General features: G+C 67.2%; 16 protein-coding genes. 15 read left to right on the top strand and 1 reads right to left on the bottom strand.

Annotated features, from left to right (window positions below; all coding sequences use genetic code 11):
* The first annotated feature begins 191 nt into the window (after positions 1-191).
* The 10 genes from eccCa to KRX55_RS03350 all read left to right on the top strand — a co-directional run bounded on the left by eccCa (position 192) and on the right by KRX55_RS03350 (position 11,645).
* Entirely contained in the window at positions 192-3,608 is a 3,417-nt protein-coding gene (gene eccCa, locus KRX55_RS03395) for a type VII secretion protein EccCa (RefSeq protein WP_370625748.1), read from the top strand.
* Between the two features lie 38 nt (positions 3,609-3,646).
* The gene (locus KRX55_RS03390; RefSeq protein WP_218406419.1) at positions 3,647-4,675 is read left to right on the top strand and encodes a type VII secretion-associated protein; all 1,029 of its coding nucleotides are present in this window, start codon (positions 3,647-3,649) and stop codon (positions 4,673-4,675) included.
* Positions 4,676-4,879: 204 nt separating this feature from the next.
* Positions 4,880-5,197, top strand: a complete 318-nt coding sequence (locus KRX55_RS03385) for a WXG100 family type VII secretion target (RefSeq protein ID WP_218406418.1) — start codon at positions 4,880-4,882, stop codon at positions 5,195-5,197.
* A 36-nt stretch (positions 5,198-5,233) separates the two neighbouring features.
* The gene (locus tag KRX55_RS03380) at positions 5,234-5,524 is read left to right on the top strand and encodes a WXG100 family type VII secretion target (protein WP_200260350.1); all 291 of its coding nucleotides are present in this window, start codon (positions 5,234-5,236) and stop codon (positions 5,522-5,524) included.
* Positions 5,525-6,215: 691 nt separating this feature from the next.
* On the top strand, positions 6,216-6,659 hold the full coding sequence (rplM, locus tag KRX55_RS03375; protein WP_198739066.1) for a 50S ribosomal protein L13: 444 nt from the start codon (positions 6,216-6,218) through the stop codon (positions 6,657-6,659).
* The gene (gene rpsI / locus KRX55_RS03370) at positions 6,656-7,201 is read left to right on the top strand and encodes a 30S ribosomal protein S9 (RefSeq protein WP_218406417.1); all 546 of its coding nucleotides are present in this window, start codon (positions 6,656-6,658) and stop codon (positions 7,199-7,201) included. Before rplM ends, rpsI begins: the two co-directional genes overlap by 4 nt.
* A gap of 239 nt (positions 7,202-7,440) precedes the next feature.
* Positions 7,441-8,784, top strand: a complete 1,344-nt coding sequence (gene glmM / locus KRX55_RS03365; protein ID WP_218406416.1) for a phosphoglucosamine mutase — start codon at positions 7,441-7,443, stop codon at positions 8,782-8,784.
* A gap of 258 nt (positions 8,785-9,042) precedes the next feature.
* Positions 9,043-9,381, top strand: coding sequence for a hypothetical protein (locus KRX55_RS03360; RefSeq protein WP_218406415.1), 339 nt, complete (start codon positions 9,043-9,045; stop codon positions 9,379-9,381).
* Positions 9,381-10,625, top strand: a complete 1,245-nt coding sequence (locus KRX55_RS03355; RefSeq protein ID WP_218406414.1) for a hypothetical protein — start codon at positions 9,381-9,383, stop codon at positions 10,623-10,625. The genes KRX55_RS03360 and KRX55_RS03355 overlap by 1 nt, the downstream gene beginning before the upstream one ends.
* Before the next feature lie 597 nt (positions 10,626-11,222).
* Positions 11,223-11,645: a hypothetical protein gene (locus KRX55_RS03350; protein ID WP_218406413.1), complete on the top strand. Its 423-nt coding sequence runs from the start codon at positions 11,223-11,225 to the stop codon at positions 11,643-11,645.
* Between the two features lie 106 nt (positions 11,646-11,751).
* On the opposite strand, the gene KRX55_RS03345 is transcribed toward KRX55_RS03350, so the two are convergent.
* Positions 11,752-12,588 (bottom strand): dienelactone hydrolase family protein, encoded by an 837-nt coding sequence (locus tag KRX55_RS03345; protein WP_218406412.1) that lies wholly within the window; start codon positions 12,586-12,588, stop codon positions 11,752-11,754.
* A 163-nt stretch (positions 12,589-12,751) separates the two neighbouring features.
* Here KRX55_RS03345 and glmS point away from each other — a divergent pair, with 163 nt between their 5' ends.
* The 5 genes from glmS to KRX55_RS03320 all read left to right on the top strand — a co-directional run bounded on the left by glmS (position 12,752) and on the right by KRX55_RS03320 (position 18,410).
* Positions 12,752-14,617, top strand: a complete 1,866-nt coding sequence (glmS, locus tag KRX55_RS03340; RefSeq protein ID WP_218406411.1) for a glutamine--fructose-6-phosphate transaminase (isomerizing) — start codon at positions 12,752-12,754, stop codon at positions 14,615-14,617.
* A 122-nt stretch (positions 14,618-14,739) separates the two neighbouring features.
* Positions 14,740-15,963, top strand: a complete 1,224-nt coding sequence (locus KRX55_RS03335; RefSeq protein ID WP_218406410.1) for an MFS transporter — start codon at positions 14,740-14,742, stop codon at positions 15,961-15,963.
* A gap of 170 nt (positions 15,964-16,133) precedes the next feature.
* The gene (locus KRX55_RS03330; RefSeq protein WP_218406409.1) at positions 16,134-16,487 is read left to right on the top strand and encodes a hypothetical protein; all 354 of its coding nucleotides are present in this window, start codon (positions 16,134-16,136) and stop codon (positions 16,485-16,487) included.
* Between the two features lie 57 nt (positions 16,488-16,544).
* Positions 16,545-16,856 (top strand): helix-turn-helix domain-containing protein, encoded by a 312-nt coding sequence (locus tag KRX55_RS03325; protein WP_370625742.1) that lies wholly within the window; start codon positions 16,545-16,547, stop codon positions 16,854-16,856.
* A 78-nt stretch (positions 16,857-16,934) separates the two neighbouring features.
* On the top strand, positions 16,935-18,410 hold the full coding sequence (locus KRX55_RS03320) for a bifunctional ADP-dependent NAD(P)H-hydrate dehydratase/NAD(P)H-hydrate epimerase (RefSeq protein WP_218406408.1): 1,476 nt from the start codon (positions 16,935-16,937) through the stop codon (positions 18,408-18,410).
* The last annotated feature ends 66 nt before the right edge of the window (positions 18,411-18,476 follow it).

The following is an 18,476-nucleotide window of genomic DNA, read 5'->3' as shown; positions in this document are numbered from 1 at the left end:
GTGAACCCGCACCACCGCCCCCGACCGGCGAGCTGCACGTCGATCCGGTTCCCCCTGCCGCCAGGCCCCGTCCCATTCCCCTGGTACGCCTGCTCATGCCCCTGGTCATGGTGCTGGTCCTGGCGGCGATGATCGGCCTGATGGTGATGGGCGGTCGGGGGATGAACCCCGGGTTGCTCATCTTTCCCCTGATGATGCTGGTGAGCATGTTCGCCATGGTCAATCCCACCGGTGCGGATGACCCCGACGAACAACGGAGGGTGTACCTCCGGCACCTGTCCGCCGTCACAGAACGCGCCCGCCGGAATGCCGCGGAACAGCGGATCTCCGAGTTTCACCACCACCCCGATCCGGTGAGTCTGCACGGTCGGGCCGGTTCTCCGAGGATGTGGGAGCGACGTGCGACCGATCCCGACGCCCTCGAGATCAGGGTCGGACTGGGGCCGGTTCGACTGTGCACCCCGGTCACCGTCTCCGACACCGGGGCTCCGGAGGACCTCGATCCGGTCTGCATGGTGGCGTTGCGGCAGATGATGCACACCATCGGCGTCGTCCGCGATGTCCCGTTCGCCGTGCACCTGGGTGCTTTCCCGGTGATCGGGATACACGGTCCGGGGGCGGAGGGACTGGTCCGGGCGCTCGTCGCACAGCTCGCGTTCCACCACGGGCCTGACGCGGTGGGCATCACCTCCACCCTCCCCGGCCACGGCTGGACGAAGTGGCTGCCCCATTCCCGGCGCCCGGGAAGCGCCGCGTTCCGGGTGCTGATCACGGGACCGGGGTACAGGGACGGACTCGCCATCGGTGGAGACGTCACCACCGTCATCGACATCGACTCCCGCCCGGGTACCGAACTGGGGGAGATCGCCCGCACCGACGGCCTCCTCCTGTACGTCGACGGCTCCGTCAGCGTCGTCTCGGGCGTGGGGCAGGAAGAACTCGGTACCGCGGACACACTGACGCAGGAGGAGATCACGGCCCTGGCCAGGTCCATGACCGGATACCGGCGGCCGCGTTCCGACACCGGTCCCGATACCGGAGCGGACCTGCTCGCGCTCCTCGGCCTCGGTCGCGTATCCGAACTGTCCGGCACCGAACTCTGGAACAGGCGCGGGGGAGACCGGTTGGCGGTACCCATCGGTGTGGACGACTCCGGGAAACCCGTGGTGCTCGACATCCGGGAATCCGCCCACGGAGGAGTCGGACCGCACGGACTGTGCATCGGGGCGACTGGATCCGGAAAGTCGGAACTCCTCAGGACACTCGTCATCGCACTCGTGGCCACCCACACCCCCGAGGAACTCAACCTCGTGCTCGTCGACTTCAAGGGCGGAGCCACATTCCTGGGGTTGGAGGGGCTGCCGCACACGTCGGCCGTGATCACGAATCTCTCCGACGAAGCGCACCTCGTCGAACGCATGCACGACGCGATCTCCGGTGAGATGAACCGGAGACAGGAACTGCTGCGTCGGGCCGGGGGCTTCGCCAACGTCACCGAGCACAATGCCGCGGCACGGGAGCGGGACGACCTGGAACCCCTCCCGGCCCTGCTCATCGTCATCGACGAGTTCTCGGAGCTGCTCGGGCAGCATCCTGATTTCGCGGATCTGTTCACCGCGGTCGGACGTCTCGGCCGGTCGCTGCAGGTGCATCTCCTGCTGGCCAGCCAACGGCTGGATGAGGGACGACTCCGGGGACTCGAGTCACACCTGTCGTACCGGATCGGACTGAAGACCTTCTCGGCGGCTGAATCACGGCAGGTGCTGGGGGTTCCGGACGCGTATTTCCTGCCTCCGAAACCCGGTACGGGCTACCTACGGGCGGAAGCGGAGCAGCTGACACGGTTTCGGGCAGCCTACGTCTCGGCACCGACTCAGGTGGAGTCGCACACGGGACCTCCGGCTCGGGGGACGGGATCGGAGGTACGGCACTACGACGCCTGGTCGGATGTGGACGTGGACGAGGTGCGGCCTCCTGCCGGCCCCGCCGAGTCGCGGGGTACCGGACCGACGATTCTTGATTCGGTGGTCTCCGCCGCCGTCACGGCCGCGCGGGCGAGGGGGATGGCCGCCCACCGGATCTGGTTGCCCCCGTTGCCGGCGTCGATCGGGCTGGGGGAGATCCACCGGATCGCCGGTTCCCCGGACCACCCCCGGCGCCCGGGAGAGCCGGGTTTCCTGACATGTGCGCTGGGGATCATCGACCGGCCGTTCCTGCAGCGCCAGGACCCGTACAGCGTCGACTTCACCGGAACCGGTGGGCACATGGCCGTCTGTGGTGGACCGCAGACGGGAAAGTCGACGACGTTGCGCAGCATCATGCTGTCCCTCGCCGTCACCCACGGCTCCGGCGACGTCCGTTTCTACGTTCTCGACTACGGTGGCCGTAGTCTCGGGGATCTGGGGGTGCTGCCGCACGTCGCCGGGTGCGCGGGCAGGGGCGAGCCGGAGAAGACACGACGCATCATCGACGAGGTGATCGGCCTTATCGACGAGGCGGAACACCGGCACACCTTCCTCGTGGTCGACGGCTGGCAGTCGGTCGTCGAGATCTCGGATGACCTCCGGGACTGTTTCTCGCGGATCGCCGCAGAAGGGCCGGGAAGCCGGGTGCATCTCATCGTGGCCACCCAGCGGTGGACCTCCATCCGGCCGGCCATCCGCGACCTGATCAGCCACCGGATGGAGCTGAAACTCACCGAGCCCCTGGATTCCCTCGTCAACAGGCGTGCCCAGGAGAGTCTCCCGTCGCTCCCGGGACGCGGCATCACCGGTGAGGGGGAGCCAATGCTCACTGCGAACTCCGGTGCACAGGATCTCGCGCATGTGCTCCGACGTTCACAGGAGTCCGGGTCTGTCCCGGTTCCCCGGCTGCGGGAGCTCCCCGGCAACATTCCGCTCGCTGATCTCCGCTCCGGCGAACATGCCGCGGGCCCGGCCGGAGGCATCCTCTTCGGGGTGGGGGGACCGCGCCTTGAACCTCTCGACTGGCACCCGGAAGTGGACGGGCACCTGCTGTGCCTCGGTTCGCGTGGATCCGGGAAATCCACCCTGGTATCGACCATCGTCTCCGGGATCACCGCGCTGGGCCCGGAGTCCGCCCGCATGGTCGTGCTCGATCCGCGGCGTACCCATCTGGGAGCGCTCGACGAATCGATGGTCGCCGTGTACGCGGCGACGTCTGATGCGGTCGTGGCGGCGGTGACGAACACACTGGCCACCCTCAGCGGGCGCCTCCCGGGGATCGATGTCACCGCACAGCAGCTCCGGGACAGGTCCTGGTGGTCGGGTCCCGAGATCTTCCTGATCATCGAGGACCATGATCTCCTCGCCGACGGCGTACTGACGCCTCTCCGCGCACTGATCCCGCACGCGCGGGACATCGGACTGCACGTCGTGCTGACCCGCAAGTCGGGGGGCGCATCCCGGGCCCTGTACGACCCGTTCATCTCGGAGCTCCGCGATCAATCGCCCGCTGTGCTCCTCCTCGACGCCGACCGCGACGAAGGCTCCCTCTTCGGGATCCGTCCCGTCCCGCAACCTCCGGGCCGGGGAACCTGGATGACCCGTGGAACTGTCCAAGGGACCTGCCAGACAGCCCGACCATGACCCCGGGTCCGCGGAAACGACAGAAAGGTCACTCACTGATGCGCATCACCATCCTGGCGACCGCCACAGTCTTCGAACTGACCGACACCGAAGGAGGACAACAGACGATCTTCCGGAACGACCTGGTTCCCGAGGACAGTCCCCGGTGGCTCGATACCGTCGTGGCGGAGGCCAAGGATCTCCTCGGCGGGACCTGGGAGGGGGCCCGGGTCACGGTGATCGCGACCGACCCTGATTCGGCGGGTCTGCTCACCGATGTCCTGCTCGCTGACGGCGCGGAGGTCGACGACGGCGTCCTCCAGACATCCGTCGGGGACCGTGGCGGTGCACACCGCGTCACCGACGTGCCGGCGGACGGTGTTCCCACGATCCGGCGGCCACGGTCCGGGAGCCGTCACCGGGCACCGTTCCGGCCGACCCTCTTCCATTCGGCGATCGTGGCCGTCGTGCTCGGTGTCGTCGCGGTCTCCTGGTGGAGTCTGCGGGACGAGATCAGTCCGGTCGAGGAATCCGAGAGGGCGGGCACCGTTCCCGTACCCACCCCGACGGTGCCCTCCGCGACCGCGCCCGGATCGACCTCACCCCACCCGGAGCCCGCGGTGTCCGCGAAGCCACCGGACCCGCAGCCGGGCAGTGTGGTGCTCGAGGCCGGCGGCATCAGCGTCGCGCTGCCCGCCGGGTACATCCTGAATCCCGGGAAGACCGGTGGCGTCATGGCGACGGGGCCGGATCCGGACCTCCGGATACATCTGGCCTCGGATCCGGCCCTGGGTCTTCCCCCGGAGACGATTCTCGAGGAGACCTCGATGCGTGTGGAGACCGATCCCGTCCTTCATCGTTCGGATCGCGCGGGTCTGAGACCCGGGGTGCAGGCTGTGGCCTACCGCGAGGATCCGGGTGACGGATCGTTCGTGGACTGGATCACCTGGGTCGATCAGGATCACCAGATGAGCGTCGGATGTCACACCCGGATCGCTCCCACCGTCGCCCAACGGGCGATCTGCCGCATGGCGGTGAACAGCGTTGTCCTGCGGAAAGAAGAGAATCCGGAGAATCTCGTCGAATGACGGAACCAGCCGGTGGTTCGGTGGGTCTCACCCTAGTGAAAGAGCAGAAAGACCCGCACCCCGGTAAGCCGGACGGCGGAGAGCTTTTTCCCCGGAGTCCGGAATCCGGGAGGCACGCGACAGACACCCGGCCAGACGTCTGTCCCTTCACCGGGAACGCGTGCTCCATAGTCCCGAACATTCAGGCAACGAGAGAGGCCAGAAGTGAGTCAGATCTTCCGCACCGAAGCGGCCGTCATGAAACAGGCCGCCGCCAATGTAGACACCACCAACGACGACATCCGGAACGAACTCGGCCGACTCCGCTCCGTGGTCGAGCAGGTCCGCGGGTCGTGGGATGGCGCCGCACAGGTGTCGTTCGATGAACTCATGGGCCGCTGGAACAACGCCGCGGTCAAGCTCCAGGAATCCCTGGGTGCCATCTCCGAGAATCTCCGGAGCAACGCCGGAGCCTTCGAGAACGTCGAGGCACAGAACGCCGACGCTCTCCGCCGGACCGACGTCGCAGGGTTGCAGCTCTGAGGTCCCGTCCCCGATCATCAACCAAAGGAACCCAACATGGAATCCACCATCCGCTACCAGTTCGGCGAGATCGCCGCTGTCGTCGGAGACATCCGCGCGACGTCAGGCCGCATCAGCCAGCAGCTGGAGGAGATCAAACGTCAGATCCGGCCCATGGCGGAAGCCTGGGAAGGCGATTCGGCCGTGGAGTACCAGGCCGCCCAACAGAAATGGGACAACGCCGCAGCTGAACTCAACCTCATTCTCGACACCATCGCCCGCACCGTGGGTGAGGGGAACGACCGGATGAGTGACATCAACCGGCGGGCCGCCGCCAGCTGGAGCTGACGTCATGTCCGCCCGTGCATGCGGCTCGGCCGAGGGGGTGATGCCGCACAGATCCTGTTCCGTTCCGTAGCCCCTGACCACCGGATCCGGCGAGCCGCTCTTCCCGTGCAACCACACATCGTCCGCCGGATCCCCGATCCCGCGTCGTCTGCGCGGCGTATCGGACCGTCCCGTCGCCGTCCGTGGTGTTCCCGTCCCTTGACCGCCTCCCTCGATGAGTGGGGTGTGGGAACAACCCTGGGCCGGGGTACCTGATCCCGGACTTCGTCTGCGGTGCGGTCGACACCGATTCCGTTCGGTCACCGGGTTGAGCTGTCCCGTCCATCCGTTCAACAGTGTCCCCCAGCGCTATGACGGAAGCTCCATCAGAATGGGCCGCTCAACCCGGGTACGGGCCGTCCGGACGCATGCCCCGTCTTCCGTTCCCGGGAGATGGGGCTGTCGTCGGGCGGCCTCCCACGCCGTAGGGTTGGAGTTTTCCCACTCATCCCCTAGACTGACGTTTCTGTGTGTGGAGTCTCCCGCTGACCCCGTCGCACCGATCCGAAACGGCTCAGGCCGAACGGATGCGGCGAGAGTTCTGCGGGGGACAGCGGATCAGTGCGGGTCTCCACCGGCCGCCGTATCTGATCATCCGCACGTTGATTCGTGGCCGGCAGTTTTCGACACAACGCTCTTCAGAGGAGTCATTTTGTCTACTTACCACCCGAGAAGCGGTGACATCACCCGCAAGTGGTATGTCGTCGACGCCACCGACGTGGTGCTCGGCCGCCTGGCCACGCACGTCGCCGACCTGCTGCGCGGCAAGGGCAAGCCGCTCTACGCGCCGAACGTCGACTGCGGTGACTACGTCATCGTCATCAACGCCGACAAGGTCCACATCTCGTCCAACAAGCGGGACCGTGAGTTCCGTTACCGCCACTCCGGTTTCCCGGGTGGTCTGAAGACCATGACCCTGGGGCGCTCCATGGAGCTGCACCCCGAGCGTGTCGTCTTCGAGGCGATCGAGGGCATGATGCCGCACACCAAGCTCACCCGTGCGTCCGTCAAGAAGCTGCGCGTTTTCGCCGGCTCCGAGCACCCGTACGCTGCCCAGAAGCCCGAGACCTACGAGATCAAGCAGGTGGCCCAGTGACCGAGAACAACACCAACGAGCCCCAGGCCGCCGAGGCCTCCGACATCGCCGCCGCACAGGCCGCGACCGAGGAGTTCACCACCACCATCGGTGACGCGATCGCCCCCGAGACGACCGAAGCCGAGCAGGATGCCCCGGTTGCACCCGCTGAGCTGGATCACCCCATCCAGACCGTCGGTCGCCGTAAGCGTGCCATCGTGCGCGTCCGCATGACCGCCGGATCCGGCCAGTTCTTCTGCAACGGTCGCTCCCTCGAGGACTACTTCCCGAACAAGCTGCATCAGCAGCTGATCAAGGCTCCGCTGGCCCTGATCGACCGCGAGGGACAGTTCGACATCCACGCCAACCTCGGCGGTGGCGGCCCCACCGGCCAGGCCGGCGCCTTCCGCCTGGCGATCGCCCGTGCCCTCATCAACTACAACCCGGCTGACCGGGATGCACTGAAGAAGGCCGGCTTCCTCACCCGTGACGCCCGTGCCGTCGAGCGCAAGAAGGCCGGTCTGCACAAGGCCCGCCGCGCCCCTCAGTACTCGAAGCGCTGATCCACTCCGGATCCTCTTTCCCGCGCACACCGTGGGAACCGAAGGCCGCCGCTCCCCACTCGCGTGGGTGCGGCGGCCTTCGCCGTTCCGGGTGGTGGGCATTCATTCACCGGGTCCAATCCGGTGTCCGGCGTCATCAGACATGGTGAGAATGCTGTTCGGGCCCCATCAGGGCGCCTTCGATGAACTGGGTTACCCCGACGCGCGTACCAGGGGAGGCGTACCGGCATAATGGACACATGACTCGACTCTTCGGAACTGACGGTGTACGCGGACTGGCGAACAAGGCTCTGACGGCGCCCCTCGCGCTCCGCCTCGGGGCTGCCGCCGCCCATGTCCTGACCAAGGAGAACCGCACCTCCAAACGCCGTCCGATGGCCATCGTCGGTCGGGATCCCCGGGTCTCGGGGGAGATGCTCGCCGCGGCGCTCTCCGCGGGCATGGCGAGCCAGGGAGTCGACGTCCTGCGTGTCGGCGTCCTGCCGACCCCGGCGGTCGCCTTCCTCACCGACGACTACGGAGCGGACATGGGCGTCATGATCTCCGCCTCACACAACCCGATGCCGGACAACGGCATCAAGTTCTTCGCGGCAGGGGGGCACAAACTCGCCGATGAGGTCGAGGATGAGATCGAGGCGGCGATGGCCGGACTGCCGGAGGGTGGGCCGACCGGGCACGGGATCGGACGGGTCCTCGAGGAGGCGCACGATGCGCAGGAGAGGTACCTGCAGCACCTGTCCCAGGCCGTCACCCGCGACCTGTCGGGAATCAGGGTCGTCGTAGACTGCGCGAACGGCGCGGCCCACGAGGTGACACCTCTCGCCTACGGGGCTGCGGGTGCCGAGGTCATCGCCATCCACGATCAACCGAACTCGTACAACATCAACGACGGGTGCGGATCCACGCACATCGATCAGGTGCGGCAGGCGGTCATCGAACACGGTGCGGACCTCGGTCTCGCCCACGACGGGGACGCCGACCGGTGCCTCGCGGTCGACGCGGAGGGCACGGTCGTCGACGGGGATCAGATCATGGCGATACTGGCCATCGCGATGAAGGAGAACGGGGAGCTGCGCAAGAACACCCTCGTCGCCACCGTTATGAGCAACCTCGGACTCAAACTCGCCATGGAGGAGGCGGGAATCACCCTGCGTACGACGAAGGTGGGGGACCGGTATGTTCTCGCGGATCTCAATGCAGGTGGCTTCTCCCTCGGTGGTGAGCAGTCCGGCCACATCGTCCTGCCCGACAACGGAACGACCGGTGACGGTACGCTCACCGGACTGACCCTCATGGCCCGGATGGCGGAGACGGGGAAGTCCCTGAAGGAACTCTCCGCCGCGATGAAGGTTCTGCCCCAGGTTCTCATCAACGTTCCGGTGTCGGACAAGTCGGTCATCTCGTCCAGTCCCCGGGTGACCGAGGCCACCGAGGCGGCGGAGAAAGAACTCGGCGACACCGGGCGTGTGCTGCTCCGCCCTTCGGGCACCGAGGAGCTCTACCGGGTCATGGTCGAAGCGGCGGACGCCGAGACCGCCCGCCGCGTGGCCGGGAGACTGGCCGCCGTCGTCGCTGAGATCTGAGTGTCGGATCGCGAACCACCGGAACCTCTCCGTTGATACCCCCGGCGTACCCCCGATGGTTCGTACGGTCACCGCGTTCGCGCTGGTCGCCAGTGAGTTTCCGATGCGCGACCAGAATGAACGGTTCGCGTGAGCGGTACGGGGAACCGTTTCGGCGCAGGACCCGGTCTAAGGGCCAGAAACGATTATCGGGAAGATCCGACACCGTGATTCCCGGTCCCGGCGAGGCCCCCGTGGCACTGATGAAGAGGTTCAAACGTGGATGACGGTCACAACCCCGGCCACCCGGCAACGGGCGGTACGGCATCCTTCCGTATCAGCGACGGCGCGGTTCCGGCTCTGAGACGGCTCCTGGACGAGGTCCAGCTACAGCAGGAGCGACATTCGGGCATGTCCCCGGCACCCGTCGGGGACGGCCTGGGGACGGGATTCCGGGATTTCGCCGACGAACTGGACAGTCAGCTCATGCGCCTTCACGCGTCGACGGCTCACCGGTTGGAGGCGGTTCGCGCCACCGTGGCCGCGGCGCTGGCACAGATCACCGAACTCACATCGGAGGATGAGGCGTTCAGCGCTGATCTGGGAAGGCTGCCGTGATGAAGGGAACGCTGCCGTGCCCGGGGGATGCGGAAGACGCGGACACCGGCGTCCGGATGCTCGATGGAGCGGTGGAGGACTACCGCGCTGTCGTGGAGGAGCTGTGCGCCGCGGCCCGCGGTACGTGGACCGGACCGCGGGTGACGCCGGAGGAACTGGCGGAGACCACCGGGACCGTCAGGGGTTTCAACCCCACCGCGGTTCTCGAATCGGCCACAGCTGCCGGTGGATCCACCTGGCCTGAACCGGTGGTCGACCGAGTCTCCGAGGTTATCGACGAACTCGGCGATGAGGGAATCGGAAAGCTGATCGGGGACAGACTCGGTGCCGTCGCAACGGAGTATCTCGAGCACCGCACGCGACAGGATCAGGCACTGGACAAGGCTGCCCGGGCGATATCCGCGAACGCGACCCTGTGCCGGATGTCCGGGGAGGCCGCCGGGGTGACCGCCCGGGCGACACTGTCGGCCATCAGGGGACAGGCGCGCATGATCGATGAGGCCTACGGCGACGGGGACTGGGAGTGCTTCCGTCGGCTCGTGAGTGCCGCCGCCACGCTCGTCGATGAATGCGCCCACGAGATCTGGGGGCTGTGCGTGGACCGGGATGAAACGATGTGCGGGGGGCTCAACCACCTCATGACGGGTCAGGCCACGGTCGCGGACGCCCCGCCGGCGCCCCTGACCCCGGCGGCGGAAGCCCTGTTCGACGCAGCCGCCCACTGGTATCCCCGTCGGCCCCTCCCGGATGGTGACCCCGGATCGCCGGGGCCGGTTCCACCCGATGTTTCCGCATCCGGTGGGGAGTGGGCGGGAAGTGGCATCGATCCGCGACCGTGCACCGGAATTCTCGGAGCGGTCGGTGTCGGAACCGCACTGATCGGTGCCGGACTCCTCGCTGAACTGGCTCACGATGCCCTGGACCAGTTCTCCTGCGGTACAGGGGTTCCCGACCTTCCCGGTGTCCCGGAATCACCGGAACCGGATACCGTGGCCGCGACTCCCCCGGAACCGGATACCGCGGCCGATGGTCGACCGGAACCCGTCCCGCAGCCCGAATCCACGGATCCCGTCGGTGGACCTCCCCCTGAGACTGAGACACCGGCTCCCGGGGACGGGGTACCACGGGAAGACGCGTCTCCCGGGCCTGCGCCGGTAACCAATCCCGAGCCCAAGCATGACGGCGGTTACCCGTCATCCGGTGAGGAAAACCCCGGAACCGCGCGGAAGGTGGGGCAGTGGTGAGTGACGAGTTCGACCGATTCATCGCGGGATTCGAACAGCGCTCCATCCAGCGTCTCACCGAGTTCGAGAAGGCCCTCGAGCGGGTGCACAGATCGGCGCGTGAGGCGGCGGAGAAAAAAGCTCGGGAAAGGCAGCGCATCGGAGATCCCTTCCCCGGTGCGCGAAGCAGCGGGGAACCCCACGTCCCGGACCCGCCTCAGAAGAATCCACCCGCTGCCGCCCCTCGACCACGGACTGCGACCAGAGGCGTGCTTCGTCGGGGATGGAACTGACACCGTCGGGGACTTGAGTCCGGGACGCCGTGGGACAACCCGGTGTCTGCAATTGTGATCGGTGGGAACCTGGTCACGTCACAGCTGGCCACAGCGGAACGCTGCGACAGCCGGCTCAGTTCGGCCGGGGCCCTTTTCACCCGACTGAAACACGGGTGTGACCCGGCCCGGAGGGGCAGGTCCATGCTGCGCGGGTTCCGTTGCGACGATCCGGGCACAGGCCCTGTTGCCGGTGCTTTCGGATGTGTGCCACTCCGTGTGCCGCGCAGATCAACCCCAACCACGAGGAATACTGAAGACGCCGCTGGACGAGACCCTCGACGGCGTGCTCTCCGAATACACGGTCAGTATCCCCGACAGGGAATACCCGGACGGCCCCAGAATGCCGGTCAAAGGGGCGGGATCGCTCCTCGAACTGCTCGGCAAGCTCGCGCACGATGCCGCGAAAGTGAACGGGGTGCCTCCCCTGGCGGAGCAGGTTCTCAACGCCAGGGTGCCGGGGACGCATGTCGACGCCGACAGATATGAGCGGGCGATCCGGGAGACGGCTGCGTCCCTGTACCGGGTGCACGTGGACGATGTCGTCGTGAAGCAGTGGGGTGTTCCGCCGACGGAGAACCGGAGGCGGGAGGACCGCAGAAGCTGGTTCCGTGGGGTCGCGATCGTCGTGGCCGCCCTGTTCGTGCTCCAGGTGATCAAGTATCTCGTGATGTTCGTATCCACCAGTGCCGCCATCCCCTTCGCCTGACGGGAGCGGGTCGAACCGGGGCCCGCGGGATGTGGCTGTTCCCGTCGGATCCGGGGGAACCCACGACCGGGCAAGGGCGTCGTCCTTCCCGGTCACCGGGCGAAGATCAGGAGACCAGGGACTCAGCTTCGTCCGCCAGCTCCTCGGTGGTGTATCCGGTCACGCCCTTCCCCGGATCCGCCTCCGGGTCCGAGAACGCGGCGAAGTCCTTGTCATGGTCCAGCTGATGGAGGAGGAAGCCGGTGAGCAGTGCGCGGGCCGCCTCCTGGGCGGAGAATCTCGGCAGACCCACACCGATCGCGAGATTCGTGCCGATACGTTCCGGGAAACTGAATTGGGTCCCCCTGTCCACCACGCGGTAGACCACGTCCTCGCACCCCCAGTTCGCGGCGACCTCAGCCGGACTTCCGGCGTCGATCAGGAACGGGCGTCCGGAACCGACGACCAGTCCCGGAGCTGACACCGCCTTCGCCGCGGCCACACACGAAGGACTCGTGACGGCGGGATAGAGAGCTCCGACCGCCCGCACGGCGGAGCGGTCCGCGGCGGCCAGGATGGCGCAGCCCGCGCCCATGCCGTGTCCGGCCACACCGATCTTCCCGGGTGCGACCGTCACCTTCCCCGCTCCCAGCTTCACGCCCGCGAGAATCTGGAGACAGGTTTCCATGTCCGCGACGAACCCCCGGTGGTCGGGGAGAACACCGGATTCCGTGGCAGGGGCCGCGACCGCGATCCCCCAGCTCGCGAGATGCCTGAGAGTCCGGTGGTACTTGTCCACACCGGTCAACCAGTCATGGCCGAACACGACACCGGGGACACCGTCCCCCTCGGCGGGCGTGTAGATCTTGCCGGGGAGACCCGCCACATCGAGATCGCCGACCATCACCCGGTGCGGGCCACGCCGGGACAGCTTGGACATTTGCTTCTTCAGTTTCTGAGCCACGACACCCAGGATAGTTCACCTGTGTACATCACCACACTCGTTCCGGTTCCCGCGTCAGTCGGGTGGTCCGATCCACCGCCGAATGATCACGGCACCCGAATGGCGTGAGGCGCGCCGGGTGCTTGAGATCGATCCGGTCCGTTCGTCCACTAAAGTGGTCGGCATGTGTGGAATCGTTGGATATGTAGGTAAACAGCAGGGCCTCGACATCGCCCTGGAAGCGCTGCGTCGGATGGAGTACCGCGGATACGATTCCTCGGGTATCGCGGTCGTCGGTGATGACGGCGGTATCCAGTACGTCAAACGCGCCGGACAGTTGGCGAACCTGGTGGACAAGATCGCGGAGACCGGGCGTGACCACCTGGTCGGTCACACCGCCATCGGTCACACCCGCTGGGCCACCCACGGCCGCCCGACCGACGAGAACGCGCACCCGCACGTCTCCTTCGACGGGAAGGTCGCGATCGTCCACAACGGGATCATCGAGAACTTCGCCCCGCTCCGCGAGCAGCTGGAGCGTGACGGAGTCGAGATGAAGTCGGTCACCGACTCCGAGGTCGCCGCACACCTGCTCGCCCGCGCGTACAACGACGGAGAGACCGCCGGGGACTTCCGCGCCAGCGCGCTGGACGTGCTGAACCGCCTCGAGGGCGCGTTCACCCTGCTGTTCACCCACGCCGACCACCCCGGCGAGATCATCGCCGCGCGCCGCTCCACACCACTGATCGTCGGTGTCGGTGAGGGAGAGACCTTCCTCGGCTCCGACGTCGCCGCATTCATCGAGTTCACCCGCGACGCGGTGGAGCTCGGGCAGGACACCGTCGTCGTGATCGACGCCGACGGATACGAACTGCTCAACTTCGACGGCAGCCCCGCCGAGGGTCGCCCGTTCACCATCGACTGGGATCTCGCCGCCGCGGAGAAGGGCGGATACGACTCCTTCATGATCAAGGAGATCCACGAACAGCCCGCCGCGGTGCGTGACACCCTCGCCGGGCACTTCGTCGACGGCCGTATCCACCTCGACGAGGACGGCCTCACCGACGATGACCTGCGCAACCTGGACAAGGTGTACGTCGTCGCCTGCGGTTCGGCCTACCACTCCGGGTTGCTGGCCAAGTACGCCATCGAGCACTGGGTACGCATCCCCGTCGAGATCGAGGTGGCCAGCGAATTCCGCTACCGCGACCCGATCCTGGACAAACGGACCCTCGTCATCGCGGTCTCCCAGTCCGGGGAGACCGCCGACACCCTCGAGGCCGTGCGCCACGCCAGGGCGCAGGGTGCGAAGGTCCTCGCCGTCTGCAACACCAACGGCGCGCAGATCCCCCGCGAGGCCGACGCCGTGCTCTACACCCACGCCGGCCCAGAGATCGGTGTCGCCTCGACGAAGGCGTTCCTCGCCCAGGTCGCGGCGAACTACATCGTGGGCCTCGCGCTCGCACAGGCGCGCGGCACGAAATACCCCGACGAGATCGCCGACATCTGGGAGGACCTCGAGGCCATCCCCGCGAAGATCGAGAAGCTGCTCGACTGCGCCGGTGACATCTCCCGGATCGCCGACACCCTCGGCACGATCCGCACCATGCTGTTCCTCGGCCGCGGCGTCGGATTCCCCGTCGCCCTCGAGGGCGCGCTGAAGCTCAAGGAGCTGGCCTACATCCACGCGGAGGGGTTCCCCGCCGGTGAGCTCAAGCACGGCCCGATCGCGCTCATCGAGGAGGACCTGCCCGTGGTCGTCGTCGTGCCCAGCCCGAACGGCGTGAAGGTCCTGCACTCCAAGATCGTGTCCAACATCCAGGAGATCCGTGCCCGCGGAGCGAAGACCATCGTCATCGCCGAAGAGGGGGACACCTCCGTCGAGCCGTTCGCCAACTGGCTCATCCGCATCCCCGAGTCCTCGTCGATCATGCAGCCGTTGCTCGCGACCGTGCCGCTCCAGTTCCTCGCCGCCGACATCGCCCGACACTGCGGCAACGATGACATCGACAAGCCCCGGAACCTCGCGAAGTCAGTCACCGTGGAGTAGTCTCCCCCTTCGTCAGCCGTCGACGCCGCGGTTCCGCACACCGGCGTCACGACACGCCCCGCGCCACCTCGTGGTCGCGGGGCGTACTCGCGCGACCACACCGAGGAAAGGAATCGACACCGTTGTCCGACACGGCCAACCGCACACCCTGGGCGGGCATCGTCATGCTGGGCCTGGGAATCTTCGTGATGACCACGATGGAGGAACTGCCCATCGGTGTCCTGACCCTCGTCGCCGATGACCTCGGCACCTCCCACGGCACGATCGGTCTGGGCGTCACCGTCCCCGGAATCCTCGCGGGCATCGTCGCGATCTTCGCCCCGAAGCTCGTCGGGCGCACCGACCGGCGATTCATCCTCGCCGGTGCCCTGGCCGCGAACGCGATCTCGGGCGTGCTCTCGGCGCTCTCGCCCACGGCCGGGTTCTTCCTGGCCTCCCGCATCCTCGTCGGGGTGGCGCTCGGCATGTTCTGGGCGCTCCTCGGTGCGACGGTCGTCCGCGTCGCGGCGGAGGAGGACGCCCCGAAGGCCCTCACGGTGGCTTTCTCCGGTGCGGCGGCCGCCATCGTCCTCGGGGTGCCGCTGGCGACCTGGCTGGGGGAGCGGACCTCCTGGGAGGAGGCGTTCATCGTCGTGGCCGGTGCCGCCCTCCTCGTGGCGCTCGGCCTGATCCTGCTCGTCCCCGCGGCCACGACCACCACGGCGGTCAGTCTGAGCGACATCGCGGCGACCGCCCGACTGCGTGGGGTCCAGTTCGGTGTGGCCTACACACTCATTCTCGTCACCGCGCACTTCACCGCCTACACCTACGCCTCACCGCTCCTGCAGGATCTCGGCGAGGTACCCGTCACCGGGATCAGCACCCAACTGTTCATCTTCGGTATCGCCGGGCTCGCCGGGAACTTCCTCGCGGGTCCGCTGATGAAACGTTCCCTCGACGCCACCGTCGTGATCATTCCCGCCGGAGTCGTCGCCGCACTGCTCGCGTTCGCTCTGTTTGTCGGTTCGCCGCTGTCCGCGGGCCTGGTCATGCTCGCCTGGGGACTGTTCGGCGGTGCGATCTCCGTGGTCTCCCAGGCGTGGGTGCTCCGCGCCGCCGGAGACAACGCCGAGGCCGGATCCGGCCTCAACTCCGGTGCCTTCAACATCGGCATCGCTTCGGGGGCCTTCATCGGCGGACAGGCGGGCGAACACCCCCTGCCCTTGTTCACCGGCGGCACCTCCGGCGGCAGCGAGACGATTCTGCTGGTCGCAGGACTCGGCGTAGCCGCGGCCTGCGCACTCGCCGTCGTGGGAGCGCGCGTCACGCGCAAGCGGCGACGGTCTAGGGTGCGCCAGATGGGGTAGAGAACCCCTGGGTTTCCGGTCGTCTCCGTACACAGGATCGCGATTCCAGGTGTGTTTCACCAGGCCCCACGTACATATGTAGTGGGTATGCGGCTCTCTATGGGTGAGCGTGACTCTTCGGGAAACGGTGGGTGGACCCTCACCACGGGGGAAGATTTGAGCGCGTCTTCGTGAAGCTCCCCGAGTATGAGCAGGCTGTTCTTGAAGCCGCACTCGTCAACGTGCTCGGTGTCCTGGGTAAAGACACGTGTCGGAGTGAATGGTGCAAGCCCCTCAAGGGTGGGATATACGAGTTTCGGATGAGAAGGTCCCTGCACTCGATTCTCTCTGAGGCCGGAAAATCTCTCCCCGAAGATCTCCGCGGCGGCGTGGACCGAAGAGTCCTCCTCCGGGTTTTCTGCATCCTGCTCGGAGGGTATGACAAGAAGCGTGATCCTTCACCCAAGCGGCAGAACAGGGAAATCAGGGCCGTGAGGAGGGAACTCAAGAAGTGGAGGGAAAAAGAGAGACGCAAGGAAGATTGATGCGTGCATGCACGGAGAATACTTTATGGGTTATGGCACATAGTGAGGAGTGTGGCGGTGAGTAGGAACTTCCATGATCTCGCAGCACGCGTCAGGAAAGACTGGTCAGACGATGACAGCACAGTAAATGAAGCGGCCACCAGCGTTTTTCAGGCGGAGGTCAGCATGCAGCTCGCCTTCGCGGGCGAGCTCTCCTGTGCCAGGAAGGAACGGAAAATCACGCAGATGGAGCTCGCTGAGGTGAGCGGGGTGGATCAGGCGGAGATCAGCCGGATCGAGAATGGTCGCGCAAACCCGACCCTCGATACTGTCTCCCGCCTGGCAGCAGCGCTCGGAAAAGAGATACGCCTCAGCCCGGCCGGCGGCTGACCGGTTTTCTCCTCTGTCGATGGTGCCCACACCATCTACCATGGATTTCATCGCCGTCACCTTCCAGGAGATGAAACCATGATCCCCGTCCACACCCCGGACACCGTCCGCGCCGCCGAGCGACCGCTGCTGGAGAAACTCGGTGGGGGCCTCATGCGCCGTGCGGCGCACTCCCTGGCGGTGGACTGCGACCGAATCCTGCGCGACCGTCGACGCGCAGGGGCCGCCGGAGCGAAGGTTCTGGTCCTCGCCGGTTCGGGGGGAAACGGCGGCGACGCGCTGTTCGCCGCAGCCGAGCTCGCCCGTCGTGGTGCAGGTGTCACGGTGTGGCCCGTCGGCTCGACGCTGCACGGGGAGGCGTCCGCATGCCTCGGGCCCCGCGCCCGCTGGCGTGAACCCGGGGAACAACCTGTCGGAGATATCCTGGATGCCGACCTCATCATCGACGGGATCGTCGGAATCGGTGCATCCGGTGGTCTTCGGGGGCACGGTGCGGCCGCGTCCCGGATCATCCGCGGCTGCGACACCGGAGACACGGGCACCGGTCCGACCGTCGTCGCCGTCGACATCCCCAGCGGTGTCGACCCGATGACCGGGTACGCCCACGACGACCATCTCTCCGCCAACCACACCGTCACCTTCGGTGCGCTGAAACCCGTGCACGTGTTCGGCGCGGAACACTGCGGAACCGTCACCTGCCACGGCCTCGGGATCGACCGGGAACTGGAGGGCCACACCCCGTACGCCCGACTCGTCGAACGTCCGGACCTGGTCGCCTGGCCGCGGCCCGGTCGCACCTCGGACAAGTACACCGGGGGAGTGGTGGGCATCCACGCGGGATCCGGTAGGTACCCCGGGGCGGCGGTCCTCGCCACCGCCGGGGCCCTGCGCGCCACCTCCCCGATGGTCCGCTTCGCCGGGAGCTGCCACGACGCGGTGACCACCGCCCATCCCGAGGTCATCGGTACCGCCACGACCGGTGAGGCGGGTCAGGTCCAGGCGTGGGCCGTCGGTCCCGGAACCGGAACCGGGGACGACGAGGCCGGCATCCTCGCGGATCTCCTCGCCACCGACCTGCCGGTGCTTCTCGACGCCGACGCGCTCACCCTCGTCTCCTCCCGCACGGAACTCGCCGAGGTCGTCACCGCCCGTGGGGGTCGGGGCGCATTCACCGTGCTCACCCCGCACGACCGCGAGTTCGGACGCCTCGCCGGCACCGCCCCGGGACCCGACCGGATCGCCGCCACCCGCGCGCTGGCGGAGAAACTGAACTGCTGCGTCCTGCTCAAGGGGCGGGTCACCGTCATCGCCACCGCCGATGACTGTCTCCTCGTCGACGCCGGATGCTCCTGGGCCGCCACGCCCGGCTCCGGGGACGTGCTCACCGGGATCGCCGGTGCCGCCATCGCCCACCGCGCCGACCCCGGGATGGTGGCGCTCGCGGCGAAGATACACGCCGAGGCGGCCCTGGCCTGCGGTGGCCCGGTCCCATCCGGTGACATCGCAGAGGCCGTCCGGGGCGTCGTCCACGAGGCCGTGAACCCCGACCGGTGACAGGCGACGGTGGGGACGGACGGGCGTCGACGAACGGGGAGACACCAACGGGAACCCGGTTCGCCC

It is taken from the genome of Corynebacterium sp. TAE3-ERU16 (genome assembly GCF_019209935.1).
Classification (GTDB): domain Bacteria; phylum Actinomycetota; class Actinomycetes; order Mycobacteriales; family Mycobacteriaceae; genus Corynebacterium; species Corynebacterium antarcticum.
Note: the sequence above shows the minus strand (reverse complement) of the source record. Positions and strands in the feature narration are given on the sequence as shown.